Source organism: Algoriphagus alkaliphilus (genome assembly GCF_900103735.1).
Classification (GTDB): Bacteria; Bacteroidota; Bacteroidia; order Cytophagales; family Cyclobacteriaceae; genus Algoriphagus; species Algoriphagus alkaliphilus.
In genome coordinates this window covers 79,211-97,403 of the sequence record NZ_FMXE01000018.1, presented here as the reverse complement: position 1 = coordinate 97,403, position 18,193 = coordinate 79,211, and the positions used below count along the sequence as shown (strand labels likewise).

The 18,193-nt window shown below is 43.9% G+C and carries 18 protein-coding genes; 8 read left to right on the top strand and 10 right to left on the bottom strand.

Going from position 1 to position 18,193, the window contains the following annotated elements:
* Positions 1-306: 306 nt before the first annotated feature.
* The gene (locus tag BLQ81_RS13270) at positions 307-564 is read left to right on the top strand and encodes a hypothetical protein (protein ID WP_092730771.1); all 258 of its coding nucleotides are present in this window, start codon (positions 307-309) and stop codon (positions 562-564) included.
* The gene (locus BLQ81_RS13265) at positions 561-1,334 is read left to right on the top strand and encodes an XRE family transcriptional regulator (RefSeq protein WP_092730769.1); all 774 of its coding nucleotides are present in this window, start codon (positions 561-563) and stop codon (positions 1,332-1,334) included. Before BLQ81_RS13270 ends, BLQ81_RS13265 begins: the two co-directional genes overlap by 4 nt.
* Here the strand turns inward: BLQ81_RS13265 and BLQ81_RS13260 are convergent.
* Positions 1,331-2,413, bottom strand: a complete 1,083-nt coding sequence (locus tag BLQ81_RS13260) for a toll/interleukin-1 receptor domain-containing protein (RefSeq protein ID WP_092730767.1) — start codon at positions 2,411-2,413, stop codon at positions 1,331-1,333. The two genes, BLQ81_RS13265 and BLQ81_RS13260, sit on opposite strands and share 4 nt — an antisense overlap.
* Before the next feature lie 66 nt (positions 2,414-2,479).
* Complete coding sequence (locus tag BLQ81_RS13255; protein WP_092730765.1) at positions 2,480-3,244, bottom strand: hypothetical protein; 765 nt, start codon at positions 3,242-3,244, stop codon at positions 2,480-2,482.
* Between the two features lie 72 nt (positions 3,245-3,316).
* Here BLQ81_RS13255 and BLQ81_RS13250 point away from each other — a divergent pair, with 72 nt between their 5' ends.
* On the top strand, positions 3,317-3,928 hold the full coding sequence (locus BLQ81_RS13250) for a 2OG-Fe(II) oxygenase (protein ID WP_092730763.1): 612 nt from the start codon (positions 3,317-3,319) through the stop codon (positions 3,926-3,928).
* On the opposite strand, the gene BLQ81_RS13245 is transcribed toward BLQ81_RS13250, so the two are convergent.
* Both BLQ81_RS13245 and BLQ81_RS13240 read right to left on the bottom strand, forming a co-directional pair.
* Positions 3,925-4,350 carry a DUF2141 domain-containing protein gene (locus BLQ81_RS13245; RefSeq protein ID WP_092730761.1) on the bottom strand — a complete coding sequence of 142 codons (426 nt, stop codon included), beginning with the start codon at positions 4,348-4,350 and terminating at the stop codon, positions 3,925-3,927. The two genes, BLQ81_RS13250 and BLQ81_RS13245, sit on opposite strands and share 4 nt — an antisense overlap.
* Entirely contained in the window at positions 4,347-5,459 is a 1,113-nt protein-coding gene (locus tag BLQ81_RS13240; protein ID WP_092730759.1) for an AMP-binding protein, read from the bottom strand. The genes BLQ81_RS13245 and BLQ81_RS13240 overlap by 4 nt, the downstream gene beginning before the upstream one ends.
* A 71-nt stretch (positions 5,460-5,530) precedes the next feature.
* On the opposite strand from BLQ81_RS13240, the gene BLQ81_RS13235 reads away from it, so the two are divergent.
* Positions 5,531-6,364: a 1,4-dihydroxy-2-naphthoyl-CoA synthase gene (locus BLQ81_RS13235; protein ID WP_092730790.1), complete on the top strand. Its 834-nt coding sequence runs from the start codon at positions 5,531-5,533 to the stop codon at positions 6,362-6,364.
* Positions 6,365-6,993: 629 nt separating this feature from the next.
* On the opposite strand, the gene hutG is transcribed toward BLQ81_RS13235, so the two are convergent.
* The gene (hutG, locus tag BLQ81_RS13230; RefSeq protein ID WP_092730757.1) at positions 6,994-7,950 is read right to left on the bottom strand and encodes a formimidoylglutamase; all 957 of its coding nucleotides are present in this window, start codon (positions 7,948-7,950) and stop codon (positions 6,994-6,996) included.
* An 84-nt stretch (positions 7,951-8,034) separates the two neighbouring features.
* On the opposite strand from hutG, the gene BLQ81_RS13225 reads away from it, so the two are divergent.
* Positions 8,035-8,658, top strand: coding sequence for a Uma2 family endonuclease (locus BLQ81_RS13225; protein ID WP_092730788.1), 624 nt, complete (start codon positions 8,035-8,037; stop codon positions 8,656-8,658).
* A gap of 78 nt (positions 8,659-8,736) precedes the next feature.
* Here BLQ81_RS13225 and BLQ81_RS13220 read toward each other — a convergent pair whose 3' ends face one another.
* From BLQ81_RS13220 to hutH, 5 genes are all read right to left on the bottom strand, one after another.
* The gene (locus tag BLQ81_RS13220; RefSeq protein WP_092730755.1) at positions 8,737-9,039 is read right to left on the bottom strand and encodes a type II toxin-antitoxin system RelE/ParE family toxin; all 303 of its coding nucleotides are present in this window, start codon (positions 9,037-9,039) and stop codon (positions 8,737-8,739) included.
* Complete coding sequence (locus BLQ81_RS13215) at positions 9,027-9,194, bottom strand: hypothetical protein (protein WP_217636667.1); 168 nt, start codon at positions 9,192-9,194, stop codon at positions 9,027-9,029. Before BLQ81_RS13215 ends, BLQ81_RS13220 begins: the two co-directional genes overlap by 13 nt.
* Positions 9,195-9,425: 231 nt before the next feature.
* Positions 9,426-11,429 (bottom strand): urocanate hydratase, encoded by a 2,004-nt coding sequence (locus BLQ81_RS13210; RefSeq protein WP_092730751.1) that lies wholly within the window; start codon positions 11,427-11,429, stop codon positions 9,426-9,428.
* Between the two features lie 162 nt (positions 11,430-11,591).
* Positions 11,592-12,845 carry an imidazolonepropionase gene (hutI, locus tag BLQ81_RS13205; RefSeq protein WP_092730749.1) on the bottom strand — a complete coding sequence of 418 codons (1,254 nt, stop codon included), beginning with the start codon at positions 12,843-12,845 and terminating at the stop codon, positions 11,592-11,594.
* A gap of 250 nt (positions 12,846-13,095) precedes the next feature.
* On the bottom strand, positions 13,096-14,661 hold the full coding sequence (gene hutH, locus BLQ81_RS13200; RefSeq protein WP_092730747.1) for a histidine ammonia-lyase: 1,566 nt from the start codon (positions 14,659-14,661) through the stop codon (positions 13,096-13,098).
* Positions 14,662-14,913: 252 nt separating this feature from the next.
* On the opposite strand from hutH, the gene BLQ81_RS13195 reads away from it, so the two are divergent.
* From BLQ81_RS13195 to BLQ81_RS13185, 3 genes are all read left to right on the top strand, one after another.
* Positions 14,914-15,780, top strand: a complete 867-nt coding sequence (locus tag BLQ81_RS13195; RefSeq protein WP_092730745.1) for a LysR family transcriptional regulator — start codon at positions 14,914-14,916, stop codon at positions 15,778-15,780.
* A 214-nt stretch (positions 15,781-15,994) separates the two neighbouring features.
* Positions 15,995-16,798 carry a helix-turn-helix domain-containing protein gene (locus tag BLQ81_RS13190; RefSeq protein ID WP_217636666.1) on the top strand — a complete coding sequence of 268 codons (804 nt, stop codon included), beginning with the start codon at positions 15,995-15,997 and terminating at the stop codon, positions 16,796-16,798.
* 268 nt (positions 16,799-17,066) lie between these two features.
* Positions 17,067-18,182, top strand: coding sequence for a glycoside hydrolase family 16 protein (locus tag BLQ81_RS13185; protein WP_092730741.1), 1,116 nt, complete (start codon positions 17,067-17,069; stop codon positions 18,180-18,182).
* Positions 18,183-18,193: the final 11 nt, after the last annotated feature.

The window sequence follows — 18,193 nt, the reverse complement described above, 5'->3', positions numbered from 1 at the left end:
GGAAAGCCAAATCTTTTTGCTCACTGGCAACTGGTACCACCAACTCTTGGTAAGAAAAGGAGGCCTAACTTTGGAAGCGTCCGCCGCGGCGGAGAGACTATCACGCACGGTGCTGTGAGAGGTTTGGGGTGAAATTCCCCTTACCTACTCGACTAAAAAATCAATTACTAACATATCAAAAATGTCCGATTTAGAAGTTTGAGAAAACTATGACAAATGATGTCAGAAATATTTGTTTATTTTTAAGTAGTTTGAATGTTTATAATAGCAACATTTCTATCTTAGCTGGCGTTATATGAATCAGTTATGGAATCAGCAGAAAAAATCAGCATCACCACCAAGACTCTAGCTTCGGGCAATTGTCAGGTTAAGTTTTTTGTAGAAGATGAGCAACGGCCTCAGTATGGGTATTTGCTTGTTACAGAGCCTAAGCCTGTAGGTGATATAATTGAGGAAATAAAGAATCGCCTCGAAAAAAGAAGAATGGCCACAATGAATTTGAATCCGTTTTTCCCCTTGTCTCCTTCATCTGATGACCCTAATTTTTACCTCTTTTCGGCATGAGTTACCTGGCATCAAATCTTCGTTTTCTGCGCAAGCAAAAAAATATCACCCAAAATGATCTGGCAGACCAACTGGATGTGCAGCGCACCATGATCTCGGCTTATGAAGACGGTAGGTCTGAACCTAAGCTGGCTACCCTGCAAAAATTGGGTGATATCCTTGGGGTTGGAGTGGAGGAACTTCTTGAGCATGACATTGAAAAGTTGGGAAGAAAGGCTATTCAGAATCGCGGAATCAATATACTCACCATCGCTGCAGATGATTCCGATAAGGAAAATATTACCCTAGTAGGTCAAAAAGCCTCAGCCGGATATCTGAATGGTTTTGCGGATCCGGAGTACATGGAGACACTCCCACAGTTTCATCTACCCAATCTTTCGCGACAGGCTACTTATAGGGCTTTCGAACTTTCCGGCGACTCAATGCTTCCGCTGGTTCCCGGTACGATCGTGATCGGTGGATATGTGGATCAATTGAAGCAAATCAAAAGTGGTAAAACCTATGTCCTAGTCACTCAGACAGAAGGGGTTGTTTACAAACGGGTCTTCAATTATTTGGAAGAGAACGGAAAGCTGTTTTTAGTCTCTGACAATGAGCACTACAAGCCCTATGAAGTTCGTGGTGAACATGTTCTGGAAATATGGGAAGCTAAAGCGTTTATCAGCACCGATTTTCCCAATCCCGGTGATAAAAAGAAACCTCTCACGCTGGATGATCTCGGTGAAATGATCCGGGATATTCATGCAGATCTCAGGAAAATCAAAGGCTAGTTTCTTGTCAGTGTTATTTGAGATGAGGAACCTGCAGATGGGAAAATCACCTGGCCAGTCCAGCTTTTTCCTGAATTGCCTGTACTCATTTGGATTTGCCCACCAATCCCGACAAAAGAATTAAAGTAGTCGGAATTCAGCTTGTTTCCTTCGATCCGTCCCGAACCATAGCCGATTTGTACGTTTAGGATGTTGTATTCATAAAATGCGAATTCCGATCCGTTCTGTGAAAAAGCAAGTGTGGATTGGTTTCCCTGAAGATCCTGGAGAATCCAATAGCCTGAAATGTCAAAATAATCAGGGGAATCCACTTTAGGCTGAGTGGGCGCAGGATCTTTGCTGTCCAACTGAAGACTGTTGTAAATGTCGTCCCCACCCGGATTTTCGGTTCTGATATCCGCTTTATTTTCAGTTCCTACATCTGTGTTTTCAATGGTAAAGGGATCGGGATAAATGTTCTCCTCAGGAACGCACATTCCAACCAGTATCAAAAATCCCACAATTCCGCCCAAAGCCCACAAGTAGTTTCTTGCCCACCAACTTTTTGGCTTGGAAATAGGGGGGACAAAAGGTCTTGGAGTTGGACGCGGTTCTGGTGTAGGCTCCGGTTTTTTTGTAATTAGTTTTTCGAGAACCTCAGTCAATTTGCCTACATCATAATTCCATCTCGAACTGGTTAATTCTTGGGCATGTTTGAGTGACAGCTCTTTCAAATCATCCGGAAGTTCATCCGAATCAGGCATTTCCGCTCCGTTTACAAGCACTGGAATAACCCTTAGTTCTCTTTTTAAAGCCTCTGCTATTTCTTTTCTGACCCAATCGTCCGGCTTTTGAATCCGCTTTGTGCCAGTTGAGTCGCTTACTTTTAGCCAATGCGGGCCAATCATGGCCAAAAGAACCTTACTGTCATTTAGTGCTTTGGCGATCGATTGGTCAAAATTCAATCCTGCCTCCAGCGTCTCAACATCGTAAAAGATATTCTCTTGACCGAATATCTGTTCCAACTTATCCTTAAGTCTTCCTGATTCACCTGAGGTGTCCTCGCGACGGTAGCTTATAAAAATTTTTCCATTTCCCATAAAAAAAGCCAATATATACCTATCTAAAGATAAATAAATCAGGTAATTAAATGCAAATATGGAGGATTATTCTCCTTCGATTAAATCAGCAAAACCCGTCCTGATTTTCTTAACGGCATCAAAACTTGGATCAATATTCATGACTCCTTTTCCAAGTTCGTGCCAATAGCCATCTCCGCAATTGATGTAAGCGCCTCGCTTAGTTCCCGCTTCTTCTTTTGCCAATTCATAGTGATAGTCGGGCGTGAATACGATCTTTATCAATTGAATGGCATATTCCCAATTGACCACACGAGAAGCTCCTTTTTTTTCAAAAATGACTTCCCGAACCGAAAAATGAACGGTTAGGCTACAGTCGGTGATTTGATCTCCTTCGACTTGTCGGTAATCGATTTTAAGTGGGGCTTCTTTTTTGACGGTTTCATAGATGGCCTGAATTAGATCTTGCGCCATCAATTGCCATTCTTCTTGATTGGAAGGGATTTTCACACCCTCATCTTTCCCTTTTTCCAGGGGTGTCACGGTTATTCCTCCGTCTTCGATTTCTTTGCTCGACCAGCGGGTTGTTTCATACAGTTGTAGCAAAGGCTTGATCCATACCGAATTCAAGGTGCCCTTGTGGCTGTAATCGTCATTTGGGGTAAAGCCTTCGTCAAAAATCTCCTCTTCACTCAGCTCTTCCCGCTCTGTATAGTGTAGATCCAAAACTGTACTCAAGTCACCACTCGACCAATCTAAGGCCAAACGAAAAACATGGCTGTAAGGAGGGGGGATAATTCCTGAGTCGTATTCCAAAACCAGACCCGTGATGCTGTTTTTTGTTGATGTCATTGCGTAAGCTTTGCGCAAAAGTATGGTTTTTCGGTCAATTTAGTGGTTATTTTGCGCTCCAAACAAAAATCCATGGAAGAGCAGCTCGATCATATTTCTGCAGAGATATATCAGAAATCCTATGTCATTGTCGATAATTTCGTCGACAAGGAGTTTCAAAGCGCCTTACTCGCGGAACAGATGCAGCTGCTCGGTCAGGGGAAATTCCGCCATGCTGCTGTGGGAAAAGGAGGGCAGAAGCAAGTCCGGACGGAAATCCGAGGTGATGAGGTGCATTGGATGGATGCCGATGATTTGAGCCCCTTACAGGCTGCTTATTGGGAAAAATTGGAAGAAATCCGAAAAGCCCTGAATCAAAACTGCTTTCTGGGATTGAGGTCTTTCGAAGGACATTTTGCAAGATACCCTATCGGGTCTTTTTATAAACGACACCTGGATCAGTTTCAAGCTGTTCCACACAGGGTAGTCACCGTAATATTGTATCTGAATGATTCCTGGACTCAGGATGAGGAAGGGGCCTTGAGAATGTATATTCCTCAGGAGGATGGTTCGGAACTCATCGAAGACGTGTTGCCTGTGGGCGGCAGATTGGTGATTTTTCTCAGCGGTGAAATCCCCCACGAAGTGTTACCCACCAAAAAAGAGCGAATCAGCATCACGGGATGGTTTAGGAATATCGACTAACGGAGATTAATCACAATCGCTTTTCGGTTATCCTTAAGCTCAAAAACCGTCTTTTCGTAGTCAGGAGGCCCAAAATAGGCTTTGGCATTATTGGAGAATCCATATTTTTCGATAGGATATCCAAATGGATTGGTATTGATGCTTCCGTTTTCATCCTCATCGTGAAATACTGCAATTGAATATTTTCCTGGCTTCAGGCCACTGATTTTGATCTTGCATTTTCGTTCTGATAATGGAACGGAAAAGGATCTCACAGCCAATTGCACTTGATCAGGATAGCCTTTTTTAGAATCGAAAATCAAAATCCTGACTACTCCTTTATCTGATTTTGCACCTTGGACCTGCAGGTCAATTTCTCCTGAATGCTGCAGAAAACTGAGGTATAGGACTATTGCAAGAATATTCAAAAGGATTGAACTCATATTTGGTTGAAAGTCATCAAGCGGTTGATTTTTCCACTTTCAGTTTCAATAAAAGCAGGAAGAAAATAGATTTTTTTTGGAGTTTCAAAATTCCCCAATCGGGACTTTGTTCTTTCTTGCAAAAGTTTCGCCAGTTCTTCGTTCGGCTCGGTATTTTCCAAAATCAAAATCAGTCTTTCTCCAAGTATTTTATCCTTTTCTCCAAAAAAGAAAAATCGGCTATCCGGGAAAAATTCCCGAATCAATGACTCCGATTTTTGCTCCAGCAATTCCGGATGAAGCTTTATTCCTCCTGAATTAATCACGAAATCTGCCCGACCAAGCCAATAAAAACTGGTTTTTGTGGTCAATTCCACCAGATCATTCGATTGAATTTTGTCCAGCCTACTCATCGGTGATTTGATCCAAAGTGCACCACGTTCATCCTGTCCTATTTCCACCTCGGGAAGTGTGTGATAGTGTGAGTCTCCTGTTTCGATTTTGGCTAAGGCAATATGAGATACCGTCTCAGTCATCCCATAAGTTTGCCAAGCTGAAATGTTGTTTTCCATCAGGCGTGTTTTTAGATTTTGGGAAACCGGCGCACCACCAATGATCAGATTGGATACTTTTTTGAGTTTGACCAAAGTCTGAAAATCTTCAAGACAAGTTTCCACCTGAAGCGGAACCATAGCTATGAAATCGGGTGAAAAATCCTTTGGTAAATCCTGAAATGGATTGGACTTTGGCTCCACCAGCGAAATCGGACAATCCCAAAGCATTGCACGAACCAACATCATTTTGCCTGCGATGTATGCTGAATTGAGGCAGCAAAGAAGTTGGGTTTCAGAATTTGTCCCAAAAAAAGCTCCTGTAGCCTCGGCGCTTGCCAGCATTTGGGTTCGGGTGAGTTCTGTTTCCTTTGGAATTCCTGTCGAACCGGAGGTTTGTTGAAGGAATATTTCCTGCCCGGATAACCAAGCTTTGCAAAAGGTAAACGCAGCCTCCACAAATTCCGGAAAGCCTTTACCCTCCATTTCGAAATCTTCTTTTCTTTGAAAAATCTGATTATTGAAATGAAGTTGGAACATCGAAAGTTTTTGGTTTTGGACTTTTACAGACTTGGCCATACCTCTTTAACAATTTTCAGGCAAGGCTGTTATCTTGCACAAAAATCGAAATTTTAAACAAAATGAACACCATGGAGTGGATTACTGCCAAGGAATACGAGGATATCACCTACAAAAAGTGTAATGGAGTCGCTCGGATTGCTTTTAACCGACCCGAAGTAAGAAATGCTTTTCGTCCAAAGACCACAGCCGAACTTTACGATGCTTTTTACAATGCGCAGGAGGACACCTCGATAGGGGTCGTTCTATTAAGTGGAGAAGGGCCTTCTTCAAAAGACGGAGGTTGGGCATTTTGCTCAGGTGGAGATCAGCGGGCCCGTGGAAATAAGGGGTACGTGGGGGAGGACGGTTATCACCGATTGAATATCCTTGAAGTACAGCGCTTGATTCGATTTATGCCAAAAGTAGTGATTGCGGTGGTTCCGGGTTGGGCAGTAGGAGGAGGGCACAGCCTTCATGTCGTGTGTGATTTGACCTTGGCCAGCAAGGAGCACGCAATTTTTAAGCAAACTGATGCGGATGTCACCAGCTTTGACGGGGGATACGGCAGTGCCTATTTGGCAAAAATGGTTGGGCAGAAGAAAGCCCGCGAAATCTTCTTTTTGGGGAGAAACTATTCCGCACAGGAAGCATACGATATGGGAATGGTCAATGCGGTGATTCCACATGCTGAACTCGAATCCACGGCATATGAATGGGCTCAGGAGATCCTGGCCAAATCACCGACTTCGATCAAGATGCTTAAATTTGCCATGAACCTAACCGACGACGGAATGGTAGGACAGCAGGTTTTTGCCGGAGAAGCGACCCGACTGGCTTATGGAACTGAGGAGGCAATCGAAGGCAGAAATGCCTTTTTGGAGAAACGAAAACCGAACTTTAAAAACATCAAGTGGATTCCCTGAGGGAAAGAAAATCATGAAGAATTTCTCTTAAAGGGCTTTTTAGTGTCACTTTGAGTCTTAAATATTCCGGGAACATACAAAAAGGAAATGACGGGGTTTTTCACACCAAATAAGTCAATAAATGTAAAACTACGTTTGATTTAGCCTGCGTAAACAAAACATCGATCGGAAGGGCGCGGTGGGAGGATTTGCTAGCGAGACAACGTTCGGCCCAGTGCGGTGAGGACCGAGTGTTGAGAATCTCTCCAGTGGAGAGATTTAGCGAGGGGCCAGCTTGCAGGGTGGCGCAAATCTTGACCTTTTTCCTCCCCTACACCTGGCTACTAGCTAAAACTGTCCACTGGACTGTTTTTATACGCTAGTTCCTGGGTTAAGCCAAAAGAACGAAGAAAAAGAATAACCTAACCTAAACTTAGAACCAGAATTAACTGCTTAATGGCGACAAATCACACTTCATGAAATCATAATATAATTTTGAATAATTAGGAAAAACAAAATTTAACGCAATCTGTCATTAGTGCGCCTGACCAACGAGAGTTGGGCAGTTCGAAAGGTCCTCGAACCTCTAGACTCCCGTCTGTCGGGTACTCGGACTGACACTACAAAAAAGTCAGACTCTCTTTTTTGACTTAAGAAAAAACTTTCCTCACAATGTACTCTATCGATCTAGCCGCCAGTCTTGCCGTAGCATTGTCCTGATCAAATTGTGGGTTGAGTTCTACCACGTCCAAACTGATCAGCTTTTTGCTTTTCACAATCAGTTCAAACACTTTGAATGCTATCTGAGGATTGAAACCCATAGGCGATGGGGCAGAGACTCCCGGCGCAAATGCCGATGAAAACCCGTCCAGGTCAATGCTGAGGTAGATTTTATTGACCGAATCGATAAACCAGATGATCTGCTCCTCGATGTATTCCCAGTTGTGAAGTCTAAAATCCTCCATGACGATATACCGTGCTTTGAATTTTTCTGCTGCTTCAAAAAGTGAACGGGGGTTTGCGGCGCGTTGAATTCCCAAAGCCAAATAGTTGAAATCATCCGGGTTTTCTTCGGCAAGCTGTAGAAAAGGAGATCCGGAGTGTCCTTTGTCTTTGACCTTGGGACGAAGGTCAAAATGAGCGTCCAAGTTGATAATTCCCAGTTTTTCACCTTTCCCTTTTACAAATTTTAAAGCTCCCCTTCCATGGGCATAGGCCAAATCATGACCACCTCCCAGAAAAACCGGAAAATGATTGGTAGTAAGGAGGTCGAAAGTGGTTTTTGATATCAGGTCATGGGAGGCTTCCATGTCTTGATCTAAGGTGAAAATATCTCCGTAATCCAATAAGGGTAGTTTTTCAGGTAAATGCAGTGCCACAGAGCCAAGCATTTTCCTGATGGCTGACGGGCCTTCAATAGTCCCGATCCGACCTTGATTTCGGATGACACCTTCTTCTCCTGAGTACCCTAAAATTCCAATTTTTTTAATCGGATCTTCCCTGAGTTTCAGGTTTGCTACAGGTTGGATGGCTTGATGCCAATATTCAATTTGATCAGATTTTCGGCCAGACCAATGAAATGGAGAGGGATTTTGATGCAGGTTCATGTGTATTGGATTTGATCAACTTTTATTTTGCACTAACTTAAGGAAAGTTGTCTGTTAATTTTATTGGCAAAAGTGGAAAGCATCATGAAACCGTATCGAATTCCCCAAAAAGAAAACATAGACCTGGATACTTTTCAGGAGTCCAATGATTCTTTTGCTGGCTATACCTACGCGGATTACCTCAAATGGGACTTTGAGGAAATTGTAGAGTTGATCAAGGGAAAGGTTTTTAAAAAAGCAGCTGCACCAAGTAGAAAGCATCAAGAGGTTTCTTTGAATTTATCTCGAATTCTTGGGAATTTTTTATTGGGCCAAAAATGCAAAATTTACGCAGCACCATTTGATGTACGCTTTTCCAAAAATCAAGAGGATAGAAAAGTTGATTCAGTGGTTCAGCCAGATATCTCGGTGATTTGTGATCCTTCTAAATTGGATGATAAAGGCTGTTTTGGTGCGCCGGATTTGATTGTGGAAATTCTTTCTCAGGGTAACAGCCGTGTAGAACTTCAGAATAAATATGAACTCTATGAGGAGTTTGGAGTTCGGGAATATTGGATAATATATCCCATGGAATGTTCACTGTTAATCTATTCTTTGATCAATGGAAAATACCAGCCCTCCCGACTTTTTACTTCAGGCCAAAAAGTTGGATCCTCTGTACTTTCGGGCTTTGAACTGGATTTGGAGGAGGTGTTTTCGGAGGATTGAGTAGCAAAACTTTTCCAAAGTTTAGAACTTTGGAAAAGTTGTCATTTTTTAAATCAGATTTTTATACTTGAATTTGGGTTAAAGCTCCAACTTCCTTTTCGCGAGGTCTCTTGATGTATGATGGATGGAAACTATGTCAATCCTTAATTCACTTTTTATCCTATAAATAATCAAATAGTTCCCTTCTACGAGCTGTCTTACTTCAGGATGATTGAAAAAGTCTAAAATTTGACCAGAAAATGGGTTTTTCTTTAAAATCTGAGTTCGTTGCTTGATGCTTTGAATTTGATGCTTTGCATATTTTTTAGAATCCCTGCTTATATAATCAGCGATTTCTTTCAAATCCAAAACTGCCTGATCCGTCCATTTTATTTGAACCATTTTTCAATTTCAGTGTCCAATTCCTCTTCTGAAATAACCTTGTTTTCATCAGAATCTTTCAGTCCCTTTTCAATTTTTTGAACTAGGATCAATTGCTCTACCAGATCATCCAAGGTGAATTCGTTGGGTAGTTTTTCGAGTTGTTTAGTAACCAAAGATTTTGTTAACATGGCAATTCCTTTTAATCAAATATATCGAAAATCTGTAGATCCGCTTTCCTACCAGTAGCCAAATAAATTAAGTTTTGAAGTTCCAAAAAACGAGCCGTGGACAGTTGACTGTCGTCTGTGGACGATTATCCGCCATCTTCATACCTCATTTTTTCTTACTGGCAGAATTGCGGATAATCATGATCGAAAATAATCCATCAGGAATTGATTTTTGAGTTATGAAATAAAGTCGATAAAATTTAAGACCTTTTCTTCTACCAAATTCGGAATGGTCACCTTCAGCCCCGGACTGCGGTCCATTTCCCGCTGTATGGCTTCCAAAGAACCCGGATTTCTTGCCCAGGCTCGCCGGGCAATTCCGTTGTTGACATCGTAGAAAAGCATGGATTTTAATCGTCTTTCGGATTCCGCACTTCCGTCCAAAACCAATCCAAAACCTCCGTTGATCACCTCGCCCCAACCCACTCCGCCTCCGTTGTGGATGGAAACCCAGGTCGCGCCGCGAAAGCTGTCCCCGATCACGTTGTGAATGGCCATATCGGCCGTGAACCGGCTTCCGTCGTAGATATTGCTGGTTTCCCGATAGGGGGAATCTGTCCCGCTGACATCATGGTGATCCCGTCCCAATACAATCGGTGCGGAGATTTCTCCCGATTGGATTGCTTGATTGAAGGCTTGGGCGATTTCCGTACGGCCTTCGGCATCGGCGTAGAGAATTCGCGCTTGGGATCCGACCACCAAGTTGTTCTTTTCCGCTTCCTCGATCCAGGTGATGTTGTCCTGCATCTGTTGGGAAATGGATTCGGGCGCATCTTTCATGATTTTTTTCAAAACTGATGCGGCGATCTGATCTGTTTTCTGAAGATCCTTGGCATCTCCCGAAGTGCAAACCCATCGAAAAGGCCCAAATCCGTAGTCAAAACACATTGGACCCAAGATGTCCTGCACATAGCTGGGATATCTAAAGTCTATCCCATTTTCCGTCATCACATCCGCACCAGCCCGAGAGGCTTCTAGTAAAAAGGCATTGCCGTAATCGAAAAAGTAAGTTCCCTGGGCCGCATGTCGATTGATCACAGCTGCCTGACGACGAAGGGATTCTTGTACTTTTCCCTTAAACTTCGCAGGATTTTCCGCCATGAGCAGATTGGATTCTTCGAAAGAAAGCCCTGCAGGATAGTAGCCTCCAGACCAGGGGTTGTGCAGGGAGGTCTGATCTGAACCCAATTCTACGAAGATGTTTTCGACATCAAATCGTTCCCAGACATCGACGATATTTCCCAAAAATGCGAGAGACATTGCTTCTTTCCCAAGCTTAGCCTGTTTCACTCTTGCTACCAATTCATCCAAATCCTCGATCAGTTCATCCACCCAGCCCTGTTCATGGCGTTTTCGGGCAGCTTCAGGGTTGACTTCAGCACATACAGTCACGCATCCCGCAATAGTACCTGCCTTGGGTTGTGCTCCGCTCATACCACCAAGCCCCGCTGTCAGGAAGATTTTTCCATTGGGACTTTCTCCGGGTTTTAGCTTTTTTCGGAAGGCATTCATTACTGTAATAGTGGTTCCATGAACGATACCCTGTGGGCCAATGTACATGTATGAACCTGCGGTCATTTGTCCATATTGGGTAACTCCAAGCGCATTGTACCGCTCCCAATCGTCGGGTTTGGAGTAGTTGGGAATCATCATTCCATTGGTCACGATCACTCTTGGGGCCTCCTTCGAAGAGGGGAATAGCCCCATGGGATGCCCGGAATAAATATGTAATGTCTGTTCCCCTGTCATTTCGGACAGGTATTTCATGGTCAGCAGGTATTGCGCCCAATTTTGGAAAACCGCCCCGTTTCCACCGTATGTGATCAGTTCCTCGGGGTGCTGTGCTACTTTGGGATCCAGATTGTTTTGAATCATCAGCATGATGGCTGCGGCTTGCCTGGATTGGGCCGGATATTCAGAAATCGGCCGGGCATATATCTGGTAATCCGGAATAAAACGATACATGTAGATGCGCCCAAACTCTATTAACTCTTTTAAAAACTCAGCGGCCAATTCAACATGCCACTCCTTCGGGAAATAGCGCAGGGCATTTCGCAGAGCCAGTTTTTTCTCATCAGAAGAAAGAATGTCCTTTCGTTTGGGAGCATGGGAAAAATTTGGATTCCGATTCTTTTTCGGAGGAAGAAAAGTAGGAATACCTTGCTTGATTTGATCCTGCATGGGATTTACGAATTTTGATTTACGGGCCGAATTTTAACCTCATTGCTCTATTTCAGGATTTTTGTTTTTACCTGATTTTTCACTTTTTGACCACTTACAAATCACTACTTACTGTCTTGACTTGATACTTATGTCTATTTTCTAATGTCTTACGTCTTTTCCTCATTCTTCCCTGCCTCCAAGCTTCCCACCCTCCAGACTTCCAATCTTCCACACCATCTCCGGCTTCATCTTACCCTGGTGGTAGAGAATTTCCCGATAGTCGGCCGTTGGGAAAAGTACAAAATCTGCCAACAATCCTGCTTTCAATTTTCCTCTGTCTTCCAAACCCAAAGCCGCGGCCGCGCGGAATGTGATTCCTGCCAGGACTTCTGCAGCACTTAGTTTTTCGAAGGTAGCCAAAATGGAAGCTTGAGCGAGTAGATCTCCCATTGGAGCCGAGCCTGGATTCCAATCTGATGCAATTGCCAAAGCCCCTCCTTGATCGAGGAGTTTTCGAGCAGGGGTAAAGGTGCAACCCAGGCCGATTGAGGCTCCGGGTAGGGCAACTGAGATGGTGTTTGAAGTGGTCAAAAGCCAAATTTCGCTGGCTGTGGAAGCCTCAAGGTGATCTGCTGAAAGCGCGCCGAATTCTACAGCCACTTTAGATCCTCCGGTTGTAAATTGATCCGCATGAACAGTAAGATCAAAACCCATTTCCCTTGCTTTTTTGAAATAAGGAGCAATTTCTTCCGGGGAAAATGCGCTTTTCTCCACAAAGGCATCGATGCGATTGGTCAATTTTTCGGTTTTAAGAATTGGAAAAAGTTCGGATGAGATGTGCTGAAGGTATTCTGAATTCGTTCCCTCGTAATCCCTCGGTTTCATGTGCGCGGCAAGGCAAGTTGAAATCAGATCGGCAGGTGTTGATTGATTGGCAAGTTGGATTGCACGAAGCATTTTCAACTCTTCCTCAACCGAAAGTCCATAGCCACTCTTTACTTCGATTGTAGTGACTCCATCCGAAAGGTGGCGATTTGCATTTAATACTGTTTTCTCTGCCAATTCTTCCAGTCTCAGTTTTCGGGTTTGGGTGACCGTGTCCCAGATTCCGCCGCCGGCTTGGGCGATTTCCAGATAGGTTTTGCCTGCATTGCGCATCGCAAAATCTCCGGCTCGCGAACCGCCAAAGCAGCTATGGGTATGGCAATCGATGAGACCGGGCATGGCGACAAAATTCCCTTCCAGCTCAAAAAGCTCCGCTTGAGGAAATTCTTTCTTGAGGCTTTGCCAGGAACCGACCTCCAGGATTTTCTCTCCTTCGATCAGGATCCCAGCATTTTCCAGGATTTCTAATTGCTCGTCTTTCAAAGCTCCTTTGAGAGGAAGCCTTTCCATGGTGAGGACTTGGGTGATCGGGCCGATTAGTTTTTTCATTTTTCTTTTTTCCCGCAGATTATCGCGGATTTTATATTCGCTGATCTCCGCAGATCTGCGACTTTTTCTGCGGAAATCAGCGGTACATTTTAATAATTAAATTTCTCACTCCACTCAGTCTCAAAAGCCAAGCCTTCCGATTCAGCCACCATTTTGTATCCTTCATTCACTTTGTTCTCTCTCACAGATGCCACAGATTTACAAGGATTTAGTCTGGATCTGTGATAATCTGCGGCATCTGTGAGCTTTTTTAATAGCTAAATAGAACGCTCCATTCCGTCTCAAAAGCCAAGCCTTCCGATTCAGCCACCTGCCTTGCCAAAGCTACCAATTCCCCACTCTTGACCAGATCAATAGCAGTCTCCATGTCCTCGTAAAGAATCCGATCGGATACTACCGGATCAATGTCTTTTCGCACCCGCTCATAGATCGCAGTCAGAATTTCGCCTGACTTCATAGGCGCATGATAATCCATCGCCTGAGCAGCATAAAAGAGCTCGATCCCCAGGATTTTCTCCACATTGCCAATCACCCGCAGCGCTTTTCGGGCTCCGATACTTCCCATGCTGACATGATCTTCCTGCCCAAGGGAAGTAGGAATGGAATCTGCCGATGCAGGAAAACAAAGGCCTTTATTTTCTGAAGCCAGAGCCGCTGTAGTGTATTGAGGGATCATCAGGCCTGAATTTAACCCCGTTTCTTTCAGTAAGAGCTTGGGTACTCCAGGCGTATCACCTTCGATGGAAAGGTAAATTCGGCGATCAGAAATATTCCCTAGCTCTGAGGCAGCCAAACAGGCATAATCGAGGGGCAGAGCAATGGGTTGCCCATGAAAATTTCCGCCGGAGATGGTGTTTTCAGCATCAAAAACCACGGGGTTGTCCGTCACAGAATTTATCTCAGTTTCAATGCAGTCTTTGAGGTGAAGCCATGCATTCCAACTTGCCCCATGCACCTGCGGCATGCAGCGAAGGGAGTATGGATCCTGAACACGCGCGCAATTGAGATGCGAATTGACGATTTCGGATTCGTGAAGGAGATTCAGGATAGTTTGTGCTACATGCTGGTTTCCCACAAATGGACGCAATTGATGTAATTCTGCTGTAAATGGCTTGATCGAGCCCATCAATCCTTCAATCATCATCGCACCCGTGATATTGGCGTGGGTCAGAAGGTTGTGTAGCCTATCCACTATTTTGACACCAAAAGCTGCCATAAACTGCGTTCCGTTGATCAAGGCAAGCCCTTCTTTTGGGCCCAACTGGAGCGGAGACTTGTCAAGTTTTTCCAATATCTCCCCGGCTTTTTGAATGGTCCCTTTGAAGTGGACTTTTCCCAAACCGATCAGGGGTAAAAACAAATGGGAAAGCGGTGCCAAATCTCCCGATGCCCCGACAGAACCTTGTTCGGGAACAACCGGGATCACATCATTTTCCAACATCCAAAGAATTCGTTCCAGCGTCTCCAACCGAATTCCTGAAAACCCCTGGGCTAAGGCTTGGATTTTCAGCACGAGCATCAAGCGAGAGATTTCCTCAGGTATGTATTCGCCAACTCCGACGGCATGGCTTTTCAGGAGATTTTCCTGCAAAGTTGTCGTGTCTGCTGACGAAATTCTTGTGGTGCAGAGTGGACCAAAACCCGTATTGATGCCGTAGACGGCCTTTTCACCCTGAGCGATTTTTGCGACAGCATCCGATGAGGCTTTCACCTTTTGAATGGTTTCATGACTAAAAACGCCATTGATTTCTTTTCTGGCAAGCCTCAGGGCGATGGAGGAGCTGAGGAGGTCTTGGCCGTAGTGGAAGGTTTTCATGATTGTGAGAAATCCTTTGAGGTCTTCAGAAACCTCGAAGGATTATTTACGCTGTTAGAATTTCAGAATTTTGAAGATACAAACCGGGGCAGAATCAGAACATTTCGGTCTGTGAGGATACAGACAGAGGCATAAATTATAGTCTAAAACATTCGAGGTCTTCATGACCTCAAAGGTTTATTCAAAATTACTGCTTCTTTTTGATGCTTATTGATACTATTTTTGTCAGTATTCAATAACTGGCAGGTATCAATGGAGCTCAGGCATTTACTTTACTTTCAGGCAGTGGCCGAAGAGTTAAACTATCGGAAAGCTGCCGAACGGCTGTATATTTCCCAACCAGGACTCAGTAGACAGATCAAGCAGTTGGAGGAATTGTTGGGAGTGCAGCTTTTCGAGCGGGATAAAAAACACGTTGAATTGACCGTAGCAGGGGTATATTTTAAGGATGAAGTCGATTTTGTGATCAATCATCTGGAGTCTGCCAAAAACCAATTGAAGCTGATTGATTCAGGGAAAGTAGGGGAACTTCGAATCGGCTTTCTGGGTTCGGCATCCAATCGGGTCTTGCCTGATCTGTTGACAAAGCTCAACTCGGAGCAACCCTTGATCACCACAAGTTTGGAGGAGCTGAGCAATGCCATGCAGGTAGAAATGATCCAAAAGGATAAGCTGGATATGGGTTTTGTCCGATTGGCTTCTGTTCCCGATGATTTGGTGATGAAGCCGGTTTTGAGAGATTCATTTTCCCTGGTCGTTCCTGAAAGTCATCCGATCCCTGTTCAGGATTTCAAATCTATTTCCCAGTTTAGGGACGATTCTTTCATCCTGTTTTCGAGTGATTACTCCAATTATTACTACGAGCAGATTTTGAGTATTTGTAAGGATTCCGGCTTTTCGCCAAAAATCCGTCATAAATCGGTTCATGCACTGACGATATTTCGATTGGTGGAAAATGGATTGGGCGTGGCGATTGTTCCGACTTCCCTGAAAGAAGGCTATGACCTGAAGGTGCGGTTTATGGAAATTCCCGGAATCCCACAGTTTACCGAGCTTTCGGTGATTTGGAAGCCAGTAAATCGCAACCCTGCTCTGATCAAAGTGCTACCTCTAATTTAAAAGATTGGGTGGCCAAATTTTCCAATCCTTGTGCTGAGCGGAGCCGAAGCATTGCAATTTTTGAATTTTCAAATTTTTCAATCGCATCGCAAATTCCCCTATTTTAACCCTAAAATCAAATGTCGGGCGAATGTCGGGTTAAAACCGACTCCTGTACGTCCAAAGTCAAAATCCAATCCCAGATCTTGCCATGGTTAATCAAAATCTACTACTTATGAAGCAACCGGAATTGGGCAGAAAAATCTCTGAACTGAGAAAAGCCAAAGGACTGACGCAGGAAGAACTCGTCGAAAAATGCAACCTGAACGTGCGCACGATTCAGCGCATCGAAGCAGGGGAGGTGACTCCAAGGAGTTATACAATAAAGGCATTGTTTGAAGCCCTGGACTTCAAGTGGGAGGAACTTAAAAATGGCTTCGTGGATGAAGACAAAAAAGTCCCGGCATACCTTTACTTTGCCTTCGCAGCAGGATTGATTTATTTTTTTCTGGCCTTTTTCGAAATAGGGATGGAATACGAATGGATCGAAAACGGACCCAATGCTGATGCTTCAGCATTTATTGGTGTAAAAATCGGCACCTTCCTCACTTATGTCGCCTTTTTATATGGATGGATTAGACTGGAATCTTTCATCCCGAATTTGATTCTGAAAATTTCGCTTTGGACAATGATCGGAGCGAATCTGATCTGGTATTCTATAGATTGCTATGGACTTATTACGGGTCAATTGACTTTGGAGGATTACTATTTAGTCAAGTTGATTTCCTTTGGCTTTTGTTATGCCTTCATGGGAATTGGATATCTCACTTACAAAAAACGCTGGTCTAACATTCCGCAAATCGTGGGTGCTTTGGGACTTATCGCCGGAATCTTGATATTCTCAGGGGTAGGAGTGATTTTTGGACTTATTCCATTGACACTTTTCGAAATAGGGCAATTGGGATTAATGATCTGGGCAATAAATAAAATCGGGAGATCTTCTTCTCCCGATTTCAACGCCGAGCGAATAGTCGACTGACTTTCATCTGTTTATATTTTGTTTTTTAATGGTCAGATGGAATGCCCCGGATAATCATTCCCCTGTGTGAGAAGCCTTTCTCATGGGCATTTCATGTGTTTATAATTTTTTCTTTGAGGCCCCATGCCCGCCTGTAGTCGGACAGGGAATCTCGCATGGTCGATAATCATCCCAGTGTGTGACTTTTTAGTCATGCCTTTCTGCCTCAGGCAGGCTCGATTTCATCTTAAGTTATATTCGATTATATTCATGGCATAAATCACACGTCATGAATCGGGGAATTCAATTACTTAGCCTCTTTTTTAGCCTAATCTTATTTTCCTCCTGCTCAGAAGATCCCACAGATGATCCAAAAAAATTGCCTGATAACTTACTTGTTTCTGTAGATCTTCTCGGAAATGGACTTGTCAAAGCCAATTTCACAGCAGATGATGCTGTTTTTTTTAAAGTGAACTTCGGTTCTGCTGGGGAGTCATTGCGAAGAGTTGAGGGAAATTCAGCTACTCATACTTACACCCAAAGAGGCGAGTTTATTCTGGTTGTTCAGGCTCATTCTTCTGAGACCGATTTTGTGGTTTCTTCTCAAACAGTAAGTTTGAATGCCGCCGCCTTGGGTTTGGATCCAAATACAGGATATAGCAGTCCATCTAATTATGATGGGTATAATTTAGTTTGGGCAGATGAATTCAACGGTTCAGTGCTTTCCTCTGATTGGATATTTGAACTGGGGGATGGCTGTCCGAGTCTATGTGGATGGGGAAATCAAGAGCTGGAGTATTACAAAAAAGAAAATACAAGCCTGCAAAATGGCAATCTGACCATCACTGCCAAACGGGAAAATGCAGGGAGCAGAAATTATACCTCATCAAGGCTGATCACCAAAGGAAATAAATTCTTCACTTATGGCAGAATAGATATCCGGGCAAAACTCCCCAAAGGACAAGGTTTGTGGCCTGCGCTTTGGATGTTGGGCGAAAATATCTCTGAGGTCAGCTGGCCGAAGTGTGGAGAGATTGACATCATGGAAATGATCGGTGGCAGTAAAGACAACCAAGACGGGACAGTCCACGGGACAGTTCATTGGGACAATAACGGAAACTATGCAAATTATGGAGGGAGCACCAAGTTGCCCTTTGGGATCTTTAATGATGAGTTTCATGTCTTTTCGATCAATTGGGATCAGCAAAAAATCGTGTGGCTGCTTGATGGTGTTCAATACCACGTCATAGACATCACTCCTCCGGGCTTGGATGAATTTCACAAACCTTTCTTTTTTGTCCTAAATGTGGCCGTGGGTGGAATCTGGCCCGGTAGTCCTGATGCAAGTACAGTTTTCCCTCAGGAAATGAAAGTAGATTACATCCGGGTTTTTCAGAAGAAATAAACAAGCCGATA

Coding starts and splice junctions, on each gene's coding strand:
- BLQ81_RS13260 (WP_092730767.1), bottom strand. CDS start 2,413: ATGGGAAATGGAAAAATTTTTATAAGCTACCGTCGCGAGGACACCTCA.
- BLQ81_RS13250 (WP_092730763.1), top strand. CDS start 3,317: ATGGAAGAGCAGCTCGATCATATTTCTGCAGAGATATATCAGAAATCC.
- BLQ81_RS13265 (WP_092730769.1), top strand. CDS start 561: ATGAGTTACCTGGCATCAAATCTTCGTTTTCTGCGCAAGCAAAAAAAT.
- hutG (WP_092730757.1), bottom strand. CDS start 7,950: ATGAACCTGCATCAAAATCCCTCTCCATTTCATTGGTCTGGCCGAAAA.
- BLQ81_RS13210 (WP_092730751.1), bottom strand. CDS start 11,429: ATGCAGGATCAAATCAAGCAAGGTATTCCTACTTTTCTTCCTCCGAAA.
- BLQ81_RS13235 (WP_092730790.1), top strand. CDS start 5,531: ATGGAGTGGATTACTGCCAAGGAATACGAGGATATCACCTACAAAAAG.
- BLQ81_RS13240 (WP_092730759.1), bottom strand. CDS start 5,459: ATGGCCAAGTCTGTAAAAGTCCAAAACCAAAAACTTTCGATGTTCCAA.
- hutH (WP_092730747.1), bottom strand. CDS start 14,661: ATGAAAACCTTCCACTACGGCCAAGACCTCCTCAGCTCCTCCATCGCC.
- BLQ81_RS13270 (WP_092730771.1), top strand. CDS start 307: ATGGAATCAGCAGAAAAAATCAGCATCACCACCAAGACTCTAGCTTCG.
- BLQ81_RS13190 (WP_217636666.1), top strand. CDS start 15,995: ATGAAGCAACCGGAATTGGGCAGAAAAATCTCTGAACTGAGAAAAGCC.
- BLQ81_RS13255 (WP_092730765.1), bottom strand. CDS start 3,244: ATGACATCAACAAAAAACAGCATCACGGGTCTGGTTTTGGAATACGAC.
- BLQ81_RS13245 (WP_092730761.1), bottom strand. CDS start 4,350: ATGAGTTCAATCCTTTTGAATATTCTTGCAATAGTCCTATACCTCAGT.
- BLQ81_RS13225 (WP_092730788.1), top strand. CDS start 8,035: ATGAAACCGTATCGAATTCCCCAAAAAGAAAACATAGACCTGGATACT.
- BLQ81_RS13185 (WP_092730741.1), top strand. CDS start 17,067: ATGAATCGGGGAATTCAATTACTTAGCCTCTTTTTTAGCCTAATCTTA.
- BLQ81_RS13220 (WP_092730755.1), bottom strand. CDS start 9,039: ATGGTTCAAATAAAATGGACGGATCAGGCAGTTTTGGATTTGAAAGAA.
- hutI (WP_092730749.1), bottom strand. CDS start 12,845: ATGAAAAAACTAATCGGCCCGATCACCCAAGTCCTCACCATGGAAAGG.
- BLQ81_RS13195 (WP_092730745.1), top strand. CDS start 14,914: ATGGAGCTCAGGCATTTACTTTACTTTCAGGCAGTGGCCGAAGAGTTA.